The sequence below is a fragment of the Sphingobium sp. GW821-FHT02B05 genome (assembly GCF_059421905.1).
This window is the reverse complement of the sequence record NZ_JBWKVW010000001.1, coordinates 34,680-53,913: the sequence shown is the minus strand read 5'-3', so window position 1 is coordinate 53,913 and position 19,234 is coordinate 34,680. Positions and strand designations below refer to the sequence as shown.

The 19,234-nt window shown below is 63.8% G+C and carries 22 protein-coding genes; 14 read left to right on the top strand and 8 right to left on the bottom strand.

Features of this window, described 5'->3' with window-relative positions; all coding sequences use genetic code 11:
• The first annotated feature begins 62 nt into the window (after positions 1–62).
• Positions 63–1,952: a glucans biosynthesis glucosyltransferase MdoH gene (gene mdoH / locus AC07UX_RS00325; protein WP_495190056.1), complete on the top strand. Its 1,890-nt coding sequence runs from the start codon at positions 63–65 to the stop codon at positions 1,950–1,952.
• Between the two features lie 85 nt (positions 1,953–2,037).
• Here mdoH and AC07UX_RS00320 read toward each other — a convergent pair whose 3' ends face one another.
• From AC07UX_RS00320 to AC07UX_RS00285, 8 genes are all read right to left on the bottom strand, one after another.
• On the bottom strand, positions 2,038–2,769 hold the full coding sequence (locus AC07UX_RS00320) for a sigma-70 family RNA polymerase sigma factor (protein WP_495190055.1): 732 nt from the start codon (positions 2,767–2,769) through the stop codon (positions 2,038–2,040).
• Between the two features lie 15 nt (positions 2,770–2,784).
• Positions 2,785–4,917, bottom strand: coding sequence for a flagellar biosynthesis protein FlhA (gene flhA / locus AC07UX_RS00315; protein WP_495190054.1), 2,133 nt, complete (start codon positions 4,915–4,917; stop codon positions 2,785–2,787).
• 9 nt (positions 4,918–4,926) lie between these two features.
• The gene (locus AC07UX_RS00310; RefSeq protein WP_495190053.1) at positions 4,927–5,742 is read right to left on the bottom strand and encodes a lysozyme family protein; all 816 of its coding nucleotides are present in this window, start codon (positions 5,740–5,742) and stop codon (positions 4,927–4,929) included.
• A 152-nt stretch (positions 5,743–5,894) separates the two neighbouring features.
• A complete protein-coding gene (locus AC07UX_RS00305; RefSeq protein ID WP_495190052.1) occupies positions 5,895–6,203 on the bottom strand; it encodes a hypothetical protein in 309 nt (102 codons plus the stop codon).
• A 16-nt stretch (positions 6,204–6,219) separates the two neighbouring features.
• Entirely contained in the window at positions 6,220–6,495 is a 276-nt protein-coding gene (gene flgM, locus AC07UX_RS00300; protein ID WP_495190051.1) for a flagellar biosynthesis anti-sigma factor FlgM, read from the bottom strand.
• A 43-nt stretch (positions 6,496–6,538) separates the two neighbouring features.
• A complete protein-coding gene (locus AC07UX_RS00295; RefSeq protein ID WP_495190050.1) occupies positions 6,539–7,129 on the bottom strand; it encodes a flagella basal body P-ring formation protein FlgA in 591 nt (196 codons plus the stop codon).
• A 63-nt stretch (positions 7,130–7,192) separates the two neighbouring features.
• The gene (locus tag AC07UX_RS00290) at positions 7,193–7,690 is read right to left on the bottom strand and encodes a flagellar motor protein MotB (RefSeq protein WP_495190049.1); all 498 of its coding nucleotides are present in this window, start codon (positions 7,688–7,690) and stop codon (positions 7,193–7,195) included.
• Positions 7,687–8,355 (bottom strand): MotA/TolQ/ExbB proton channel family protein, encoded by a 669-nt coding sequence (locus AC07UX_RS00285; protein WP_495190048.1) that lies wholly within the window; start codon positions 8,353–8,355, stop codon positions 7,687–7,689. Before AC07UX_RS00285 ends, AC07UX_RS00290 begins: the two co-directional genes overlap by 4 nt.
• 243 nt (positions 8,356–8,598) lie before the next feature.
• On the opposite strand from AC07UX_RS00285, the gene flgB reads away from it, so the two are divergent.
• The 13 genes from flgB (at position 8,599) to AC07UX_RS00220 (ending at position 18,964) form a co-directional block, all read left to right on the top strand.
• Positions 8,599–8,967 carry a flagellar basal body rod protein FlgB gene (flgB, locus tag AC07UX_RS00280; RefSeq protein ID WP_495191736.1) on the top strand — a complete coding sequence of 123 codons (369 nt, stop codon included), beginning with the start codon at positions 8,599–8,601 and terminating at the stop codon, positions 8,965–8,967.
• A 2-nt stretch (positions 8,968–8,969) separates the two neighbouring features.
• Entirely contained in the window at positions 8,970–9,380 is a 411-nt protein-coding gene (gene flgC, locus AC07UX_RS00275; RefSeq protein WP_495190047.1) for a flagellar basal body rod protein FlgC, read from the top strand.
• Complete coding sequence (locus tag AC07UX_RS00270) at positions 9,377–10,036, top strand: flagellar hook assembly protein FlgD (RefSeq protein WP_495190046.1); 660 nt, start codon at positions 9,377–9,379, stop codon at positions 10,034–10,036. Before flgC ends, AC07UX_RS00270 begins: the two co-directional genes overlap by 4 nt.
• Before the next feature lie 64 nt (positions 10,037–10,100).
• The gene (locus tag AC07UX_RS00265) at positions 10,101–10,943 is read left to right on the top strand and encodes a flagellar hook-basal body complex protein (RefSeq protein WP_495190045.1); all 843 of its coding nucleotides are present in this window, start codon (positions 10,101–10,103) and stop codon (positions 10,941–10,943) included.
• A 32-nt stretch (positions 10,944–10,975) separates the two neighbouring features.
• Positions 10,976–11,719: a flagellar basal body rod protein FlgF gene (locus AC07UX_RS00260; protein ID WP_495190044.1), complete on the top strand. Its 744-nt coding sequence runs from the start codon at positions 10,976–10,978 to the stop codon at positions 11,717–11,719.
• A gap of 93 nt (positions 11,720–11,812) precedes the next feature.
• Positions 11,813–12,601: a flagellar basal-body rod protein FlgG gene (gene flgG / locus AC07UX_RS00255; protein WP_184267246.1), complete on the top strand. Its 789-nt coding sequence runs from the start codon at positions 11,813–11,815 to the stop codon at positions 12,599–12,601.
• Positions 12,602–12,610: 9 nt separating this feature from the next.
• Complete coding sequence (locus tag AC07UX_RS00250; RefSeq protein WP_495191735.1) at positions 12,611–13,288, top strand: flagellar basal body L-ring protein FlgH; 678 nt, start codon at positions 12,611–12,613, stop codon at positions 13,286–13,288.
• A complete protein-coding gene (locus AC07UX_RS00245; protein ID WP_495190043.1) occupies positions 13,288–14,403 on the top strand; it encodes a flagellar basal body P-ring protein FlgI in 1,116 nt (371 codons plus the stop codon). Before AC07UX_RS00250 ends, AC07UX_RS00245 begins: the two co-directional genes overlap by 1 nt.
• Positions 14,403–14,732 (top strand): rod-binding protein, encoded by a 330-nt coding sequence (locus tag AC07UX_RS00240; protein ID WP_495190042.1) that lies wholly within the window; start codon positions 14,403–14,405, stop codon positions 14,730–14,732. Before AC07UX_RS00245 ends, AC07UX_RS00240 begins: the two co-directional genes overlap by 1 nt.
• Positions 14,729–16,063, top strand: a complete 1,335-nt coding sequence (gene flgK, locus AC07UX_RS00235; protein ID WP_495190041.1) for a flagellar hook-associated protein FlgK — start codon at positions 14,729–14,731, stop codon at positions 16,061–16,063. The genes AC07UX_RS00240 and flgK overlap by 4 nt, the downstream gene beginning before the upstream one ends.
• A gap of 14 nt (positions 16,064–16,077) precedes the next feature.
• The gene (locus AC07UX_RS00230) at positions 16,078–16,920 is read left to right on the top strand and encodes a flagellin (RefSeq protein WP_495190040.1); all 843 of its coding nucleotides are present in this window, start codon (positions 16,078–16,080) and stop codon (positions 16,918–16,920) included.
• A 127-nt stretch (positions 16,921–17,047) separates the two neighbouring features.
• Positions 17,048–17,911, top strand: coding sequence for a flagellar motor stator protein MotA (gene motA / locus AC07UX_RS00225; RefSeq protein ID WP_184267251.1), 864 nt, complete (start codon positions 17,048–17,050; stop codon positions 17,909–17,911).
• Between the two features lie 3 nt (positions 17,912–17,914).
• A complete protein-coding gene (locus AC07UX_RS00220) occupies positions 17,915–18,964 on the top strand; it encodes a flagellar motor protein MotB (RefSeq protein WP_495190039.1) in 1,050 nt (349 codons plus the stop codon).
• Positions 18,965–19,234: the final 270 nt, after the last annotated feature.

The window sequence follows — 19,234 nt, the reverse complement described above, 5'->3', positions numbered from 1 at the left end:
AGGGAACCGTCGGCCTGCCCAGCGGTTCCACAACCTTGGGTCAAACGGGACGGGTCTTTTGGATGATGGGGAACGGAGGCGCGCAAGTGCCGCACGGCGACGCGGAAGGCAAGCCGTTGGCGCGCGCCTTTGAACATGTGCCGGCGGAAAGCCCGCTGGCAATGCCGGAGCAGGATTTCGGTGCGAAGCCGACCCTGACCATGCGCCGCCCGCTCAACATCGACATCTGGGCGCGGCGGCTGCTGGTCGTGCTGCTCGCCCTGCTGCCTGCCGCCATGGCCGGGCATGAAATGCGCCAGTCGATCGGGCTGGATGGCATCACCCTGATGGAGGGCATCTATCTTGCCCTGTTCATCCCCCTCTTCGCCTGGATCGCCTTTGGCTTTGCCACCGCCATGATCGGCTTCCTGCTGCTGACCGTGGGCAAGGGGCGGAGCGTCACGCCACGCCCGCTCAATCCGGCAACGCCGCTGAAGGGCAAGACCGCCATCTTGTTGCCGGTGTGCAACGAGGATTTTCTCGGCGTACTGGGCCGGCTGTCGATCATGGAGCGATCGCTGGCGCAGGTGATGGGCGGTGAGCGGTTCGAATTTTTCATTCTGTCCGATTCCAATGTGGAAAGCGGTGAGGTGGAACGGCGCGCCTATCAGGAAATGCGCGATTCCTTCTCCCGCCCCGTCCATTATCGCCGCCGGGCGCTCAATATCGGTCGAAAGCCGGGCAATATCGCGGAATGGGTGCAGCGCTTCGGCGGCGGGTACGACTATATGGTCGTGCTGGACGCGGACAGCGTGGTCAGCGGCCAGACCATGGCACGCTTGGCCGCAGACATGGAGCGGCATCCGCATGTCGGCCTGATCCAGACGGTGCCCACGGTCATGGGCGCCGCCACCTTGTTCGCGCGCTGGCAGCAATTTGCCAGCCGCCTGTTCGGCCCGACATCGGCCGCCGGCATGATCTGGTGGGCCGGGTCGGAGGGCATGTTCTGGGGCCATAACGCCATCGTGCGGGTGAGCGCCTTTGCGGAGAGTTGCGGCCTTCCGGAATTGCCGGGCCGCGCGCCCTTTGGCGGGCATATATTGAGCCATGACATGCTGGAGGCAGCGCTGCTGCGCCGGCGCGGCTGGGATGTGCATATGGTCACGGCCGACGATAGCTTCGAGGAGTTTCCGCCCTCCATGCCCGACCTGTTCACCCGCGACCGGCGCTGGTGTCAGGGCAATATCCAGCATGTGCCGTTATTGGTGAAGATCAAGGGGCTGCACCCGGTCAGCCGGTTTCAGCTGCTGGTCGGCGCATCGGCCTATTGCACATCGCCCTTATGGTTGTTGCTGATGCTGGTGGTGCTGGGCGGCACGATCAGCGGGCTTTGGCCGCCCACGGCGGTGCTGCCTTCGGGCGGGTTGCTGGCGCTGACCGTCCTGTTGCTTTTCGGGCCAAAGATATTGGCGATCCTGTGGGCCATGGCCGACCCGGCCCGGCGCATCGGCTTTGGCGGTGCGGCGCGGATGACGCGCGGCGTGATCGTGGACATCATCCTGTCGATCCTGATGGCGCCGGTGGCGATGCTGACCCAGACGATCAACCTGTTCGGCATATTGATGGGCAAGAAGGCGAGTTGGAACGGGCAGACCCGCGATCGCGACGGCATGGCGATCACCAGCGCGATCTGGCTGTTCAAATGGCATTTGCTGCTGGGCGTGGTGTTTACCGCCATGGCCGTGAAGGCCGGCAGCCTGGGCTGGATGTCGCCGGTGGTCGCCGGCCTGTTCGCCGCGCCGGTGCTGGCGGCTATAACGGCCCGCAAGGATCTGGGGCGCCAAGCGGAAGAAAAGGGCCTGTTTCAGGTCGCCGATCCGTGGTGGCGCACGCAAAGCTATCGCCCGCTGCGTTTCCGCTGGCCGACCACGGATGGACGGCCGGTCGGGCCGCTGCCGGCCAACGACGAATAAAATTGCGGCGCGTGGCGAAGGTCTGTTTTGTCGATAGAGTTGGACTGGGGCCCCGGCCTTCGCCGGGGAACAGCAAGGCGTTGGATCAGTCGTCCCAATCCCGCAATTTCTCGCGCAGCTTGTCGAGCGCGGCCTTCTTGATCTGGCAGACGCGCGCTGCGCCGATGTCCAGCGTCTGGCCGATTTCCTCCAGGTTCATTTCCTCGACGAAATAGAGTTGCAGCACCATCGCCTCGCGCTGGGGCAATTCGCCGATGCAGGCGGCCAATGCCTTTTTGAGCGACTCGCGCTCCATGATGTCGTCGGCGCGATCCTCGACGTCGGCGAACCACATGGACTGGTCGGAATAGACTTCGTCCATGCTGGTGTGCTGGACCATTTCGACGCTGTCGGCGATCTCCCGATAGGCAGCCGGCTCCAGCCCCATGTCCGTGGACATTTCCGCCTCAGTCGGCAGGCGGCCGAGCTTTTGCTCCAGCCGGTTGCGCACCTTGGCAATTTCTTTCCGCCTGGCCATTGCCGACCGGCAAATTGTTGCCTGCCGCCGCAAATGGTCGATCATCGCCCCGCGCACGCGCAGTTGCGCATAGGCGGCAAAGCCAAGGCCCCGATCCTCGAAGCTGTTGGCGGCCTCCACCAGCGCGACCATGCCGATCTGAAGCAGATCCTCCACCTCGATCGCGGTCGAGACGCGGCCATGGACGTGCCAGGCGATCTTGCGCACCAGCGGCATATATTGGCGGGCGAGCCGCTCCGGGCTGTTTTCGCCGGGCTTGGCATAAGTGTGAGCGCCAGCCGAAATCTTGTTCATATACATGGCTCAACCCTCCTTTCAGGCGACCCGTTCGCGCGTTTGTTCATGGCGCGGCGCGGGATCGTGGCGGGGCGTGGGACGCGGTTCGTTGCCGACCACCGCGACCACCTCGACACCCTTGCCGTCGGGAATCTCGAGGAAGGACAATATCGGCGTTTCGGGCAGATGCGGCTTGAACAGCCGGGCAAGCGCGCGGCGCGCCACCGGCGAGGTGACGATGGCGAAGGCGCGCGCCTGACCCATCAGCGGACGGGCGGCGTGGATCACCGCTTCGACGATGCGGTTGGCCAGCGCCGGTTCGATCGGATGCTTGGCATCGCCGGCAACGCGCATGGCCTGCGCCAGCAACCCTTCCAGATCGCCGTCCAGCGTGATGACCGGCAGCGGCATCTTCACCGGGACCAGTCCCTGGATGATGAGGGCGCCGATGCGCTGACGAACTGCTTCGACCAGCTGCTCGTGGCTCATGTCGGGCCGTGCGGCATCGACCATGGCTTCGCAGATGCGACGGAAATCCTTGAGCGCGATGCCTTCCGACAGGAGCGCACGGCATAGTGCGCTGATCTGGGTGAGGCTGAGCGTGCCGGGCGTCAGGCCATCGACCAGTTGCGGCGCGGCGTCCTTCAGATTGTCGAGCAGCTTGCGCGCCTCGTCCAGGCCGAACATTTCGGCAGCATTCATCGCGATCAGCTGATTGAGGTGCGTGGCGACGACCGTCGGCGGATCGACCACGGTATAGCCGGCGACCACCGCTTCGCTGCGCTTGCCCTGCGGAATCCATACGGCGTCGAGGCCGAAGGTCGGATCTTTCGCTGCGCGGCCGGCGACCGTGCCCTCCAAGGCGCCACTGTCGAGCGCCAGCAGGTCTTCAGGCCAGATTTCATCCTCTCCGACGACGACGCCGGCGATGGTGATGCGATATTGGTTCGGCTCCAGCGCCAGATTGTCCTTCACGCGGACCATCGGCACGACGAAACCCAGTTCCTTCGACAGCTGGCGACGAATGCCGGTGATGCGGGCCATGAGCGGCGCACCCTTGCGTTCGTCCACCAGGCCGATGAGGCCATAGCCGATTTCGAGGCCCAGAATTGCGCCGTCCGACACATCGTCCCATTCGATGACGGCCGGGTTGGGGGCGGGCGGCACAGGTGCAGGCTCGGCGGCCTTCCTCTGGCTGGCCTTGCGCAATTGCCAGGCGATACCGCCGGCAATGGCCGCAGCGGTCAGGATGATGATGTGCGGCATGCCGGGCAGGATGCCCAGGAAACCCAGGATCGCGGCGACCGGCACCCAGGACTTGCCCGAACCGAACTGGCCGGCGACCTGGCTGCCCAGATCCTGCTCGCTCTTCACGCGGGTGACGATGGAGGCGGCGGCAATCGAGAGCAGCAGCGCGGGGATCTGCGCCACCAGCGCGTCGCCGATAGCCAGGATGATATAGGTCTGCGCAGCCTCGCCGATCGCCAGCTTGTGGCTGACCACGCCCAGGATGATGCCGCCCACGATGTTGATGACCAGGATCAGGATGCCCGCGACGGCGTCACCCTTCACGAACTTGCTGGCACCGTCCATCGAACCGTAGAAGTCGGCCTCCGTCGCGACTTCGGCGCGGCGGATCTTGGCTTCTTCGGGCGTCATCAGGCCGGCGTTCAAATCGGCGTCGATCGCCATCTGCTTGCCCGGCAAGGCATCCAGGGTGAAGCGGGCCGACACTTCGGACACGCGGCCCGCACCCTTGGTGATGACGACCAGGTTGATGATCATCAGGATCGCGAAGACGAAGATGCCCACCACATAGTCGCCGCCGATCAGGAAGTGACCGAACGCCTCGATCACCTGCCCTGCCGCGTCCGATCCTTCATGGCCCGACACCAGGACGACGCGGGTGGAGGCGACGTTGAGCGCGAGGCGCAGCAAGGTCGCGAACAGCAGAACGGTGGGAAAGCTGGAGAAATCGAGCGGCTTGGCAGCGTTAAGCGCCACCATCAGCACAGCGAGCGAGATCATGATGTTGGTGATGAAGCCGATGTCCAGCATGACGGCGGGAACCGGCACCATCATGAACAGCACGACCATCAGCGTCGCGAACGGCAGCACGGCGCCCTTGGCGGCGCTCATCCAGATCTTCGCTTTGACTTGGGCAGGAGACATTGCGGCCGATTACCTTCCGAGGGTGGCGAGCATGAGATAGGCGAGGCGCGCCGTCTGCGGTTGCGGCTTGACCATGATGTCAGGCTGCTCGGCGAGGCGCTGGGTTTCGATCCGCACATAGTCGGCGGGCTGCACCATCTTCGCGCCGGCAGGCAGCGCGGCGGAGGCATATTGGATGTCGCCGCCCAGGCTATCGACGCCCTTTTGCAGCTTGGACGCGAAGCGATCGCGGATTTCGGCGAAGCTGCGGGCATTGCCTGCACGATCGTAGAAGATCGAGCGGTTGGCGCGCGCCGCCGACGGGAAGAGCGACGCGGCGCTGGCATCGGGCGCGCGATCATGGACCGACAGGAATTTGGATGCGCCGCCGACGCCCAGGAAATGGGCGAGATAGAGATCGACCGGCTCGGCTTCGCGGCCCAGCTTCGATTCCAGAAACGCCTTGTTGTCGGCGGCATGTTCCGCCGCCATCACCGAAGCGGTTTCGGGATGCTTGCGCAGGTCGAGGATTTGCTGGCGCAGTTCCGGGTCGGCCACATAATAGCGACCACCGCTCTGCTGGATCGCGTTGGACGCCCAGCCAAGGCCATATTCGCTGCCATGCTTGTCGATGACGGCAAGCCAGCTCTGGTCGATGAACTGATACAGGCCGGTAGCCGACGATGTCGCCGCGCGAGCCGTGGGGTTCAGGCTCGATTCGATCTTGGCCTGACCCAGCAGGTAGGAAAAGTCGACACCAGTACGGCGGCTCGCCATGGCAATCGCGTTGGTCACGCGATTACCCGTCGAACTTCCGGTTGCTGATATGTCTGCGAAAGCGGACACGACTAAAATCCTCACTAGCTAGCGAGGACATTAGAGCAATGTTTGTGCCAAGATTTGGTTAACGCGGGTAAGGGATTTTCATCCGCACAACGAAAAACGGCGCCCGAAGGCGCCGCTTTAGCCGAAAGTCGAAATATTTTTGAAGAAGGCGTTCAGCGGCCGTAAGTGAGCGGCGCCGTCTGCGCGCCATGAGCGGCGAGAATAGCCAGACGCTGTTGCGCATGGTCGGCGAGCAGCTTTACGCGAATACGGGCGCTGTCGAGCAGCGGCATCATGACGCTCAGCCGCTCCACCACCGCCGGGTCTGATCGCCAGGCGCCGATCGCGCGGACGGACGAGGCCGCGCGGCTGACACGATTGCTGGCGAGTTCGATGGCGGCAGCGTCATTGCCGTCCAGCACAGCACGAAGATCCTCGAATGCGTCGAAAAGATCATCCAGCACGGCAAGACCCAACGGCATGACGATGTTTCCCTGATCAGGCGGCCGACAGGTCGAGCGCGATCATGCGTTCGGCGATGGCGGACGGGTTGACCGGGTAATTGCCCGATGCAATGGCCGATTTGATGGCGGCGATACGGTCCATATCGACCGGCGCCCCTTCGGCGGCCATGCGCGCGGCAGGGCTGCTCGATGCTGCGGCACCCGCCGTCGTGGTCGATCCGGTGGTGGCAGTCGCGCGCGTCTTGGCACCTTCCCGCAGGCGGGAAGCCTCGATGGCGGCGCTGATATTCTGGCCCACTGACTTGATCATTGGAAAATCCTTCACTCGTCCCTACTGACTATAACGGACAAGTTCAAAAATTATTAAATCCCGGAATGCGCACTACACCCATTTCTATGACCTGGGCAAAAATCGGTGCGCTTTTCTTGTCTTCACGCACGCGGATCGTTTCGCCCATGGCGCCATCCTCGTCCGCGACCATCATGCGCGACACGCTGAACGCCGCATTGCCAGCCATCAATTGCACCGGATCGCCCTTGCGCACGACCGCTTCCTTCGCGGCGGCGGGCGCCGGGCGGACATAGCGGTTGGTCGCGCCGTAGGTGGAGGCGGTGCGCGGCAGCGGTCCCGACGCAGCGGCGGCCGATCCGGCGACCAGAGGCACGCGGATGCGCCAGTTCAAGGCATCGCACTTCACCATGGCGGCGCCGAAGATCGGCCCTTCAACGCTGGGCGTGGTCGGACAGGCGGCGAGACGCAGCCGGCGATCGACCGGTGCGGCAGGGCCGCCCGGCTCGCCCAGATTGGCGCCGACGGTCATCGCCACCAGCGAATCGATGCGGTCGAGATTCTCGAATTTCTGATTGCCCTGCGCCTGGGCCAGCGCAGGCGACACGCTGGTCAGCGCGGCAGCGGCGAGGAGGAGGGCGGAAAATCGAAACACGGCATGTCTCCTGACGGAAGAACGGTCTTGTCAGGATTTCAGCAATATTCGTGCCAGTTATCGTTAACGGCCGGGCGCGACGTGAATGACCTGCCCCTGCCCGCCTTTGCCATCACCCTGATCGAGACCACGGATCAGCAGCCTGTCCTGCGCGATACCCTCGATGCGCAAGGCACGGGCGACCGCGCCCAGGCGGGCAGCGGCCAGATCCCAGTCGTCGAAACGCTGACGCCCGCGATCGGACCCGTCGCTGCGGATTTCCAGCCCGCCCGGCGCTTTGGCAAGGCGCTGCGCCACGGCGGAAAGACGCACGCGGCCAGCCTCGCTGAGCAGCGCCTCACCGGGCAGGAAGAGGTCGGCGGCGCGCAGGTCCACGCCCTGCCGCATCGCCCGGCCGCCAAATTGCTGGCTGACCTGCGAAAGCATCGCGTCGCGGCGCGGTCCGCTGGCCTGCAACAGCACGAAGAAGGCGAGGAGGAGGAGGAGCAGATCGGCAAAGCTGATCGCCCAGCGATTGCGCCGGGCGGAGGAGGCCGATGCCGTGGCTGAGGGCGCGGTCATGCGACCTCGCGGATCGCGGCGCGGCGCAGTGGCGCATTTTCGCGCCGGGCGATCGCCAGCATCCGGTCGGCCACTTCACGTTGCCAGGCCAGTTCCCGTTCCGACAGGTCGGCAAGGCGGGCGGCGACAGGCGCAGCGATGATGTTGGCGATGACGACACCGTAAAAGGTTGTGAGCAGCGCCAGCGCCATCGACGGGCCGAGCTTTGCCGGATCATCCATGGCGGCGAACATCCCGACCAGACCGATGATCGTGCCCGCCATGCCCAGCGCCGGCGCGGCGTCGGCGATCGACAGCCAGGCCTTGTGGACGGCGCCATGACGCTGCGCCCGGTCGGACAGCGATTGCGCCGCCCATAGCTCGAATATGTCGGTGCGTTCGCTATTGGCCAGCTTGCGCGCGGCCTCGGTCAGGAAGATATTGGCGGTTTTTACCCGGTCGGTGCAGGACAGGCCGCGCAGTTGCGCCACCTGATCGATCTTGAGCATGGCCGCGCGGGCGGCATCCCGGTCACGCGCAGGATCGGCGGTCATCAGCGGCCGCAGCGCGCCCATGGCACGCCCCATGGCGCCCACGCCATTCTGGAACGACGCCACCGCCGCGATCCCGGCCAGCATCGCTGCCAGCGTCAACGGATCGAACAAATGGCCGATTATCGCGATCATGAACGCCTGCTTCCCATCATCCTATCGACCAACGGCAACGCCCTGCCGCTGGCCGGCAAAAAATTGCCGCCCTTGCCGCCTCCCCCAGCAAGCGCCCCGTTTTCCGGGGATTTCCGTACTGCCGATGCGTCACCCACGCAAATTGGCACGGCTCTTGCTGATCTCCGACAGGATCACCCGTGGGGAGACGCCATCAGGTGTCAGAACGGCGGGAGACGCAAAACTTTTAGAGCGAATTTGACCATGTCGGTGGAAGACAATCTGTTCGGGATACACGGAAAGGCGCTGGCGCTTCGTTCGCAGCGCCTGTCCCTGCTCGCGTCCAACATCGCCAATGCCTCCACGCCTGGCTACAAGGCGCGCGACATCGATTTCGAATCCGCGCTGAAGGAAGCCACGACGCAGGCCGGCAACAGCGCGACGGACGTGTCCAAGGCGGTCGATGACACGATGGGCTACCGCGTCCCGCTCCAGCCCAGCCTGGACGGCAATACGGTCGAACTGAGCACCGAACAGACGCTGTTCGCCGAAAATGCGGTCAAATATCGCACGACCCTCTCCTTCCTGGAGGGCCGCATCAACACCATCAACCGCGCCCTGAAGGGAGAATGAGCATGAGCAACGCTACGCCCATGAACATCTTCGACATCGCCGGCCGCGCAATGAGCGCCCAGCTGGTGCGCCTGAACGCCACCGCATCCAACATGGCCAATGCCGGCAACGTCACGACCAGTGCCGGTGAAGCCTATCGTGCGATCAAGCCGGTGTTCGAAAGCGTCACCGACACGCCAGGCGTGTCGACGGTGAAGGTCAAGAATGTCGTCACCACCAACGCAGAGCCAACCAAGCGCCACGACCCCAATCATCCGCTGGCCGATGCCAATGGCGATGTGTGGGAAGCCGCCGTCGACGGCAATGCCGAGCTGATCGACATGATCGAGACGGCCCGCATGTATCAGAACAACGTCCAGGTCTTGAACACAGCCAAGTCCCTGATGATGGAAACCATAAGGATCGGCAAATGACGACCACATCCACGGTCACCGATAGCGCGGGCCTTTCGGTCTATAACCCGACCAAGACTGTCGGCACGGGCAGCGCGACGATGGACCAGTCCAGCTTCCTGACGCTGCTGACCGCGCAGATGCAGTATCAGGACCCGTTCGAACCGGTCGATAACGCGCAGATGGTGTCGCAGATGGCGACCATCACCAATTCATCCGGCATCGCGGAAATGAACCAGACGCTCAAGAATATGGCGAGCGAGCTGACCGGTACGCGGCTGGGCGATGCAGCCAGCTGGATCGGCAAGTCGATGCTGGTGCAAAGCAATATCGCCGCGCCCGATGCGACCGGCACCTATGCGGGCCAGATCACCCTGTCCGCCGCTACGGAAGGCGCGACCATCAACCTGGTCGATTCCGCCGGCAATGTCGTCAAGTCGATCGAAACCGGCGCGCAGCCCGCCGGCGACCTGACCTTCTATTGGGACGGCAAGAATGACGCGGGCGAAACCGTGTCCACCTCCGCCCTTCAGGTGAAGGTCAGCGGCGCAACCACCAGCAAGGTCGCGACCTGGGCGACCATCGCCGCCGTCCAGTCGCCCGCCGACGGATCATCCTCCAAACTCATCACCGCGCTCGGCAGCTACAGCCCGTCCGACGCGATCAGCCTGATGTAATTTCCTTCACCCTCACCCCCAATCCTTTTCACCCCCAAATCCTTTTCACCCAAGGAGCAACGCCATGTCCTTCTACATCTCCCTGTCGGGCCTCAAAGCCGCCCAGATCGACCTCGCCACCACCTCCAACAACGTCGCCAACGTCAGCTCGACTGCGTTCAAGAAGAGCAAGGCGCAGTTCGGCGACATTTTCGCCGCAGCGCCGATGCAGACCACCAACCAGGTCGCAGGGCAAGGCGTGCGCGTGCAGGACGTCGCCCAGCAGTTTACGCAGGGCACGATCGAAGGCACCGACAAGACGCTGGACCTCGCCATCACCGGCGAAGGCTTCTTCACCGTGAAGGGTGAGGACGGCACCGTGAGCTATACCCGCAACGGCGCTTTTTCGGTCAATGAAGACCGATTCGCAGTCGATACGACCGGTTCGAAGATCCAGGTTTTCCCGGTCGATGCCCAGACTGGCACGTTGACCACGGCGACGACAGGAGCCACCCCGGCCGACCTGACCGATCTCCAGATTCCCACCACACTGAACGGCGACGCCAACGGCGCCCAACTCAATAGCGTGGGCGTATCGAAGGAAGGTCTGGTGTCTGCGGTCTATGCCGACGGCACGACCGTCTATCTGGGTCAGGTCGCCATGGCGTCCTTCAACAGCCAGGAAGGCCTGCGTCAGGAAGGTGATGCCCACTGGACGTCGACCGTCGCCAGCGGTTCGCCAACGCTGGGTACTGCAAATGCCGGCCTGTTCGGCGCCGTCAACTCCGGCTTCCTGGAACGCTCCAACGTCGACATCACCGACGAGCTGGTCAACCTGATCGCGGCGCAGCGCAACTTCCAGGCGAACAGCAAGGCGATCGAGGCGGCCAACACGCTGACCACGACGATCGTCAACCTGCGCACCTAAACGCTCAAGGCAAGGCATAGAAGGTTTAGCCCATGGATCGGCTCGTCAACACGGCACTTACGGCGATGCGCGGCGCGATGGCGCGGCAGGCGTCGGTCGCGAACAACCTCGCGAACGTCAACACCGTCGGCTTTCGCGCCGAAATCGCCAATGCCGAGACGCGCTGGATCAAGGGCGACACGTTCGACACCCGTGCCCAGGCATCCGAACAGGTCATCGCCGCCGACATGGCGCAAGGCGCGATGACCGAAACCGGCAACACGCTGGACGTGGCCATGAACGGCGATGCTTTGCTCGCCGTTCAAGCCGCGGACGGCAGCGAAGCCTATACGCGCCGCGGCGACCTCAAGGTCACGGACAGCGGCTTGCTGACCACCGGCGACGGCCTGGCCGTGCTGGGCGAAGGCGGCCCGATCACCCTGCCCCAGATGGACAGCGTGTCGATCGCCAAGGATGGCAGCATCTGGGGCGTGCCGCAGGGCGGCGACCCCGCCAACCCGGCGCAGGTCGACAAGCTGAAACTGGTCAACGCCGCCGGCTCCAGCATCGCCAAGGGCACCGACGGGCTGTTCCGCGAAGTGAATGGCGGCGCATTGCCGTCCGACCCGCTGGCGACCGTGACGTCGGGATCGCTGGAAGGCTCCAACGTCAATGCGACCCAGGCCCTCATTCAGATGATCGAGGCCAGCCGTGCCTGGGAAACCCAGGTGAAGATGATCGATACCGCCAAGCAGTTGGACGATGGCGGCGCGTCGCTGATGCGCCTCGACAGTTGAGGACGCTGGTTAATTTTGCGGTTAATTTTGGCACGCATCTTGCTGTGATGGACGCATGAGCATCTCTCGGGATGCCCCCACGGAGATAGAACGATGAGCAACGCCGCCCTTCATGTCGCCCGCACCGGCCTCGACGCGCAGAACACGAAGATGCGCGTGATCGCCAACAACCTGGCGAACGTCAACACGACCGGTTTCAAGAAGGACCGCGCCGATTTCGAGACGCTGGCCTATCAGCAGATCATCCAGGCCGGTTCCAATTCGGACAGCGAGAACAAGTTCGCCAACGGGTTGAACCTCGGCTCCGGTGTGGCGCTTCAGGGCACCAGCAAGATAAACACCCAGGGTACGCTGAACCAGACCAACAATGTTCTGGATATCGCGATCGAAGGGTCGGGCTATTTCCAGGTGCAGCAGCCCGACGGCTCCATCGCCTATACCCGCGCCGGCAATTTCAGCGTCACCGCCGAAGGCACCGTCGTCACCAGCGACGGCCTGCCGCTGATCCCGCAAATCACCGTGCCGCAGGGCGCGACGTCGGTCGCGATCGGCAATGACGGCACCGTCACCGCCACGCTTCAGGGCGAGAGCGAGCCGAGCAACCTGGGCCAGATCGAAATCGCCACCTTCATGAACCCGGCGGGCCTGACCTCCATCGGCGGCAACCTGCTGACCGAAAGCGCCGCCAGCGGCGTGCCGCAGGTCGGCGTCGCAGGCCTCGAAGGCCGGGGCCTGATGCGGTCGGGCTATCTGGAAACGTCGAACGTCAACATCGTCGAGGAACTGGTCGACATGATCGAGACGCAGCGCGCCTATGAGGTCAACAGCAAGATGATCAAGGCGACCGACGAGATGCTCCAGTACGTCAACCAGAATATCTAAGGCTGAATGATGCGCCTGTCCCACGCCGCCATCGCCGCCGTCTCGCTGATCGCACTGGCCGCTTCCCCGCTGGAAGCCGCCAAGAAGAAGCGCGAGGTCGAGCGCGATTATTATATGCCCACGATCGCCCAGCCGGTCGCCCCGGCGGCGAACGGCTCCATCTTCCAGGCGTCTGTGGGCTATACGCCGCTGACCAGCGGCGCGCGTGCCACCACGGTGGGCGATATCATCACCATCGTGCTGGTCGAACGGACGCAGGCGAGCAAGACGACCAGCGCGGACACCGCCCGCAACGGCTCCGTCGGGCTGACGCCGCCTACCACCGGCATCCTGTCGAAGCTGATTTCGCCCACCGACATCGGCGCCAGCGGCCAGAATACGTTCACCGGCAAGGGCAATGCCAGCCAGTCGAACGCGCTGACCGGTGAGATCACCGTGACGATCGCGGCGGTCTATCCCAACGGGACGATGCTGGTGAAGGGCGAGAAGGCGCTGACGCTCAATCGCGGCGACGAGTTCATCCAGATCAGCGGCATTGTCCGCCAAGCCGACATCGCGCCGGACAACCGCATCGCATCGACCCGCGTGGCCGACGCCAAGATTATCTACAAGGGCAAGGGCGAGATCGCCAATGCCAGCCGCCAGGGCTGGTTCCAGCGCTTCTTCTCCGCGATCAGCCCCTTCTGATGGAAACCGCAACCGCCATGATCCGCCTGCTTCGCCTGATCCTGCCGATCTTCGCGCTCCTTGCCGTGCCGGCCCATGCCGAACGGATCAAGGATCTGGGCACGTTCCAGGGCGTCCGTCCCAACCAGCTGACCGGATATGGCATCGTGGTGGGTCTGGCCGGCACCGGCGACGACAGCATCCAATATGCGACCGAGGGCATGAAGGGCGTCGTCTCGCGCTTTGGCCTGACGCTGCCGCAGGGCGTCAATCCGGCGCTGAAAAACGCGGCAGCCGTGCTGGTCACGGCCGATCTGCCTGCCTTCGCAAAGCCCGGCCAGCGCCTCGACGTCACCGTGTCCGCGCTGGGCAAGGCCAAGTCGCTGCGCGGCGGCACGCTGATCATGACGCCCCTGCGCGGTGCGGATAACGAGATATACGGCATGGCACAGGGCAACCTGGCCGTCGGTGGCCTGGGCGTGACCGGCGCGGATGGCAGCCAGGTGTCGGTCAACGTACCGTCGGCCGGCCGTATTCCGGGCGGTGCGACGGTGGAACGGGCGGTTGCGACCGGGTTCGACACGGCCCCGTCCCTGACCTTCAACCTGGCCGAGGCCGACCTGACCACGGCGCTGCGCGTCGCAGATGGCATCAACAAGATGTTCGGCGATCGCCGCGCCCGCGCGACCGACGCCGTATCGGTCGCGATCGACGCCACGCCGGGCGCCGAAGACCGCATCCTGATGATGGGCATGATCGAGAATATCGAGATTGCGCCCGCCGACGCCCCCGCCAAGGTGATCGTCAACGCCCGCACCGGCACGGTGGTCATCAACGGGGCGGTGAAGATACATCCGGCCGCCGTGGCGCACGGCAAACTGACCGTCAGCGTCAATGAAAGCCCACGCATTTCACAGCCTGCCCCCTTCAGCCAGGGCCAGACCGCGGTCGAGCAATCCAGCAGCATCAGCATCGACGAGCAAAAGAAACCGATGATTAATTTTAAAGGTGGAGCGTCGCTGGCCGATATAGTGAAGGCGGTCAATGCGATCGGGGCTTCCCCGGCGGATATGGTCGCGATCCTCGAAGCCTTGAAGCAGGCGGGCGCGATGAAAGCGGAATTGGTGGTGCTGTGATGCAGGTAACGACGACGAACAGTGCCGCCGCGACCGGGGCCTCCCCCTCGCAAAAAGCGCAGCTGCAAAAAGCCGCCCAGCAGTTCGAGGCCGTTTTCCTGCGCCAGATGATCGGCGCGATGCGATCGGCCAGCTTGGCCGAGGGCATCAGCGATTCGAGCGCGACCCAGCAATTTCAGGACATGGCCGACGCCCGCACCGCCGACGCGATGGCGGGCAAGGGCGCGATGGGCATCGCCGAACTGTTGATGCAGCAATTTGGCAACAGGGTAAGCGACACGCCTGCCGCGGCTGATGCACCTGACGCGACGAAGGCCGCAGGCGCATGAGCGACCTGTTCGTCATCGGCGCGTCGGGCACCAGAGCCTATCGGTCGGCGATGGCCGCGATCGCGGAAAATATCTCCAACGCCAGTACCGAAGGCTATGCCCGCCGGTCAGTGACGACGGTCGAATCCGGCGCATCGACCGCGACCATGTCGCTCTATATTTCGCGCGCCAATTTCGGCGGTACGCAGGTCGCCGGCGTCAATCGCGCGTCCGACCCCTATCTGGACGCTTCGGTCCGTAGCACCGGCATGGCATTGGGCAGCGCGAACGCGCGGCTGCGCTGGCTGAGCGATGCCGAAAACGCCATGAACGACACCAGCACCGGCGTCGGCCAGCTGATGACCAGCATGTTCCAGAATATGGAAAAGCTGGCCGCCAGCCCCACCGACACGTCGCTGCGCGTCACCACGCTGGACAGCATCAGCCGGGTCGCACAGGCGTTTAATCAGACCGCTGCCGATCTCAAGACCGTATCCGATGGCATCGCGACCGAAGGCCAGGCCTCCGTCGCCACCATCAACCAGTCGCTCGACGCACTGGCCGATATCAACAACAGCCTGCTGCGCGCGCAGCCGGGCACCTCCGCTTATGCCCAATTGCTCGACAGCCGCGATTCCGCGCTCCAGACGCTGTCGGAGAATATGAACGTCACCATCAGCTTTGGCGCCAAAGATAGCGCCATCGTCAGCTTCGGCGACCAGACGCTGGTCAGCGGCAACGCCGCAACCAATATCGCGATGACCGCCAACAGCGATGGGACATTGTCACTGGGCCTGGCAGACGGCACGGCGCTGAATGCGCCGGCCAGCGGCACGCTGGGCGGCCTCTTCTCCGCCGCGAACACGGTGACGCAACGGCGCGCCAGCCTGGACACACTGGCCGCGCAATTCACCACCGACGTCAACACCTGGCATGCCCAGGGGGTAACCGATGGTGGCACGGCCGGTGCGGCCCTGTTGTCGGGCACTACGGCGGCCAGCCTATCCGCCCTGGTGACCGATCCGACGCAGCTGGCACTCAAATCTTCCGACGGCACGCAGAATGGCAATCTGCTGACGGTCAGTTCCGTCCTGCGCGGCAATGGCAGTGTGGAGCAGAACTGGACGTCAATCATCGCACAACAGGCGACATTACTGTCGTCCACCAAGGCCGAAGCCGACACGGCGACCAGCCGCAACGAACAATCGGTCGCCGCGCGCGAAGCGGTGAGCGGCGTCGACCTGGATCTGGAAGCGGCCGACCTGCTGCGATTGCAGCAGGCCTATTCGGCGTCTGCCAAGATCCTTCAGGTGGCCAAGGAAACGCTCGATTCCATCATGAACATCATGTGACGGAGAACTGAGTCATGGTAGGCATCACCAACAAGATCATGCTCGCGGAAATCCGTCGGCAACAGAAATTGTCGCAGGAACTGGTCGCTGGGCAAACCGCGATCTCGACCGGCGTGACGCTCAACAAGCCATCCGACGATGCGCTTGCCTGGGTGCAGGTGTCCGATGTCGGTCGCGCGCAGGCGCAGCAGGCAGCATGGCAGACCAATGTCAGCTATGGCACCGCGCGGTCCGGCAATGCGGAAGCCAATCTGTCGGAAATCGACAATCTGCTGACTCGGGCGCAGGAATTGGTGACGTCCGCGCGCAACGGATCGCTCAACGGAACCAACCGGTCCGCGATCGTCGAGGAAATGTCGACTATCCGCACCACGATCAGCGAATTGCTGAATCAGAAGGATTATCAGGGCGTCTCTGTTTTCGACGACGAACAAAGCATATTGGTGCCGGTGAGCCGTGGCCTCAATCTGGCTGTGGTGGGGACGAAACAGGAGGTATCGACTGTGGATGTCAACGGGACATCCATGTCGATCGACGATATATTGGCCCAGGGCATCGCTGCCGTCCAAAGTGGCGATGACAGTGCCATGGCAACGGCGGTCACGTCCGTGCAGACCGCGCAGGGGCATATCACTGTCGAACAGGCCAAGCAGGGCGTGCGCAGCGACCGGCTGGAAGTGATCGGCACGCGCCTGACCGACGTCGACCTGAACCTGACCGAGAAGCGATCGAACCTGGAATCGACCAAGCTGGAAGAGGTCATCGCCAAGGTGAAGGCAGGCCTGCTGCAACTCGACGCGGCGCAGACGACCTTCGCGCGGATCAACCAGCAGACGCTGTTCGACCTGATCAAGTGACCTGCGGCAAAAAGGCGGCCCGGTCCTAAACCAGACGCTAACCAGTCCGTATTAACCTTAAGAGCGGCGTCACCACCAAGGACGCCATCGGACTTTCGCCTGCGGGGCGTTTCAATCGGGGATAATCATGTTCGCAGCCATCGGCCTCGTCATTCTGCTCGTCATGGTGTTCGGCGGCTTTGCCTTCACCGGTGGCGACCTTGGCCCGGTGCTCCATGCCCTGCCCCATGAAATGCTGATCATCGGCGGCGCTGCCGTCGGCGCGCTCGTCATCGGCAATAGCGGCGCGGACTTGAAGGCGCTGGGCGGCGGCCTGGGCAAGGTGTTCAAGGGCGCCAAATATAAGAAGCAGGATTTTCTGGACTGCATCTTTCTGGTGAGCAAGCTGATGAAGACGCTGCGGGTCGAAGGGCCGGTCGCGCTGGAACCGCATATCGAAGATCCGTCCAGCTCCACCATCTTCACCGAATATCCCAAGTTGATGAAGGACAAGGCGCTGGTCCACCTGATCAGCGACACGCTGCGCCTGGTCGTGATTTCGTCCGGCACGCTCGACCCGCATGCGGTCGAGGATGTGATGGACAATGCGTTGAAGACCCATCACCACGAGGCGATCAAGCCCGCCGACAATCTGCAAGGGCTGGCCGACGCGCTACCTGCGCTGGGTATCGTCGCGGCGGTTCTGGGCGTGGTGAAGACCATGGGGTCGATCGACCAGCCGCCCGCCATCCTGGGCGCGATGATCGGTTCTGCGCTGGTCGGTACGTTCCTGGGCATTCTGCTCGCCTATGGCATGGTCAATCCGTTCGCCAACCGCTGTCGCGCGGTGATCGAGGCAGACGGCGCCATTTACCATGTCGTCAAGCAGATCATCATCGCCTCGCTCCACGGCCATCCGCAGCCGCTGGTGATCGAAGCCGCCCGGTCCGGCCTGACCCACGCCAACCAGCCCGGCTTTGCCGAAGTGTTCGACGGCATGCGGGGCAAATAAGCCATGGCGGAGAAGAAGCGCGGCGCGAACGAGCCGGAACCCCGGCCGATCATCGTCAAGAAGATCATCGTCGAAGGACATGGCGGCCATCATGGTGGCGCCTGGAAAGTGGCCTATGCCGACTTCGTGACGGCGATGATGGCCTTTTTCCTGCTGATGTGGCTGCTGGGCGCGACCACCGAAAAGCAGCGCAAGGGACTGGCCGACTATTTTACGCCGACTTTGGTGCAGATGAAGGAAAATTCGGCCGGATCGAATGGCCTGTTCGGCGGCGACAGCATGATGGCCAAGGAAAATTACCCGACCACCGGTGGTCAGGGCAATCTGGCCATCACCATCCCGCGCGATGCCAGCGGCACCAAGGATCAAGGCGGAAAGGCGACGCGCGCGCAGGACCGGCAGAAGTTCGAAGGGATCAAGAAAAGCCTGGAAGAACGCATGATGCGCAACGGCCTGGGCAAGCTGCGCAAGAATGTGCGCTTTACCGAAACGCGCGAGGGATTGCGCATCGACCTGATCGATGAAGCCGATTTCGCGATGTTCGCCATGGGGACCGACCGGCTGGTGCCGCAGGCCCGCAAGCTGGTGGGCGAAGTGGCGACCGTATTGCAGTCCATGCCCAACCCCGTGATCGTGCGCGGCCATACCGATGGCCTACCCTATGCGTCGGGCCGGACCATGAACAATTGGATGTTGTCATCCAGCCGGGCCGAATCGACGCGGCAGGTGCTGAACCAGTCGGGCATCGGCAACGACCGTTTTGCCCGGATCGAGGGCGTGGCCGACCGCGAGCCGTTCATCAAGAATGACGCCTATGATCCGCGCAACCGGCGCATGTCGATCATCCTTGCCTGGACCCGCGGCGGCAGCGGCGACGATCCCGACACGCCGGACCCTGAGACCCAGGCGGCGATCAAGGAACGCGACAATCCGATGCGCGTGGCCAGGGAAGAGGCACAAAAGCTGGACATGGGCGGCACCGGACTGCCCAGCGGCGCGGCCCTGATCAATCCCACCGCGCCGGGGACGTCGAGCAAACCGGGCAAGCATTGATCTTACGAGGCGGCGATGGCGACATCGCCGCCTTAACTTCGCACTTTTCCCGCCGAATGCGCAATTTCCGATCTTAAGACGGAAACTATCTTGCGAGCGATCTGGTCCAGCATAGCTTGCGGTGGGCGAGTAGGACAGGATTGGAGGAAGGCATGAGGTCCGCTTTCCCTGTCGTCGTCGCAGCGCAGGCCGGGATCTCGGCCCGCCTTGCGCTTCACGTCCCGCACCTCAGCCTTCGCCAGGGCGACTGACGATGATGATCAATCCTTA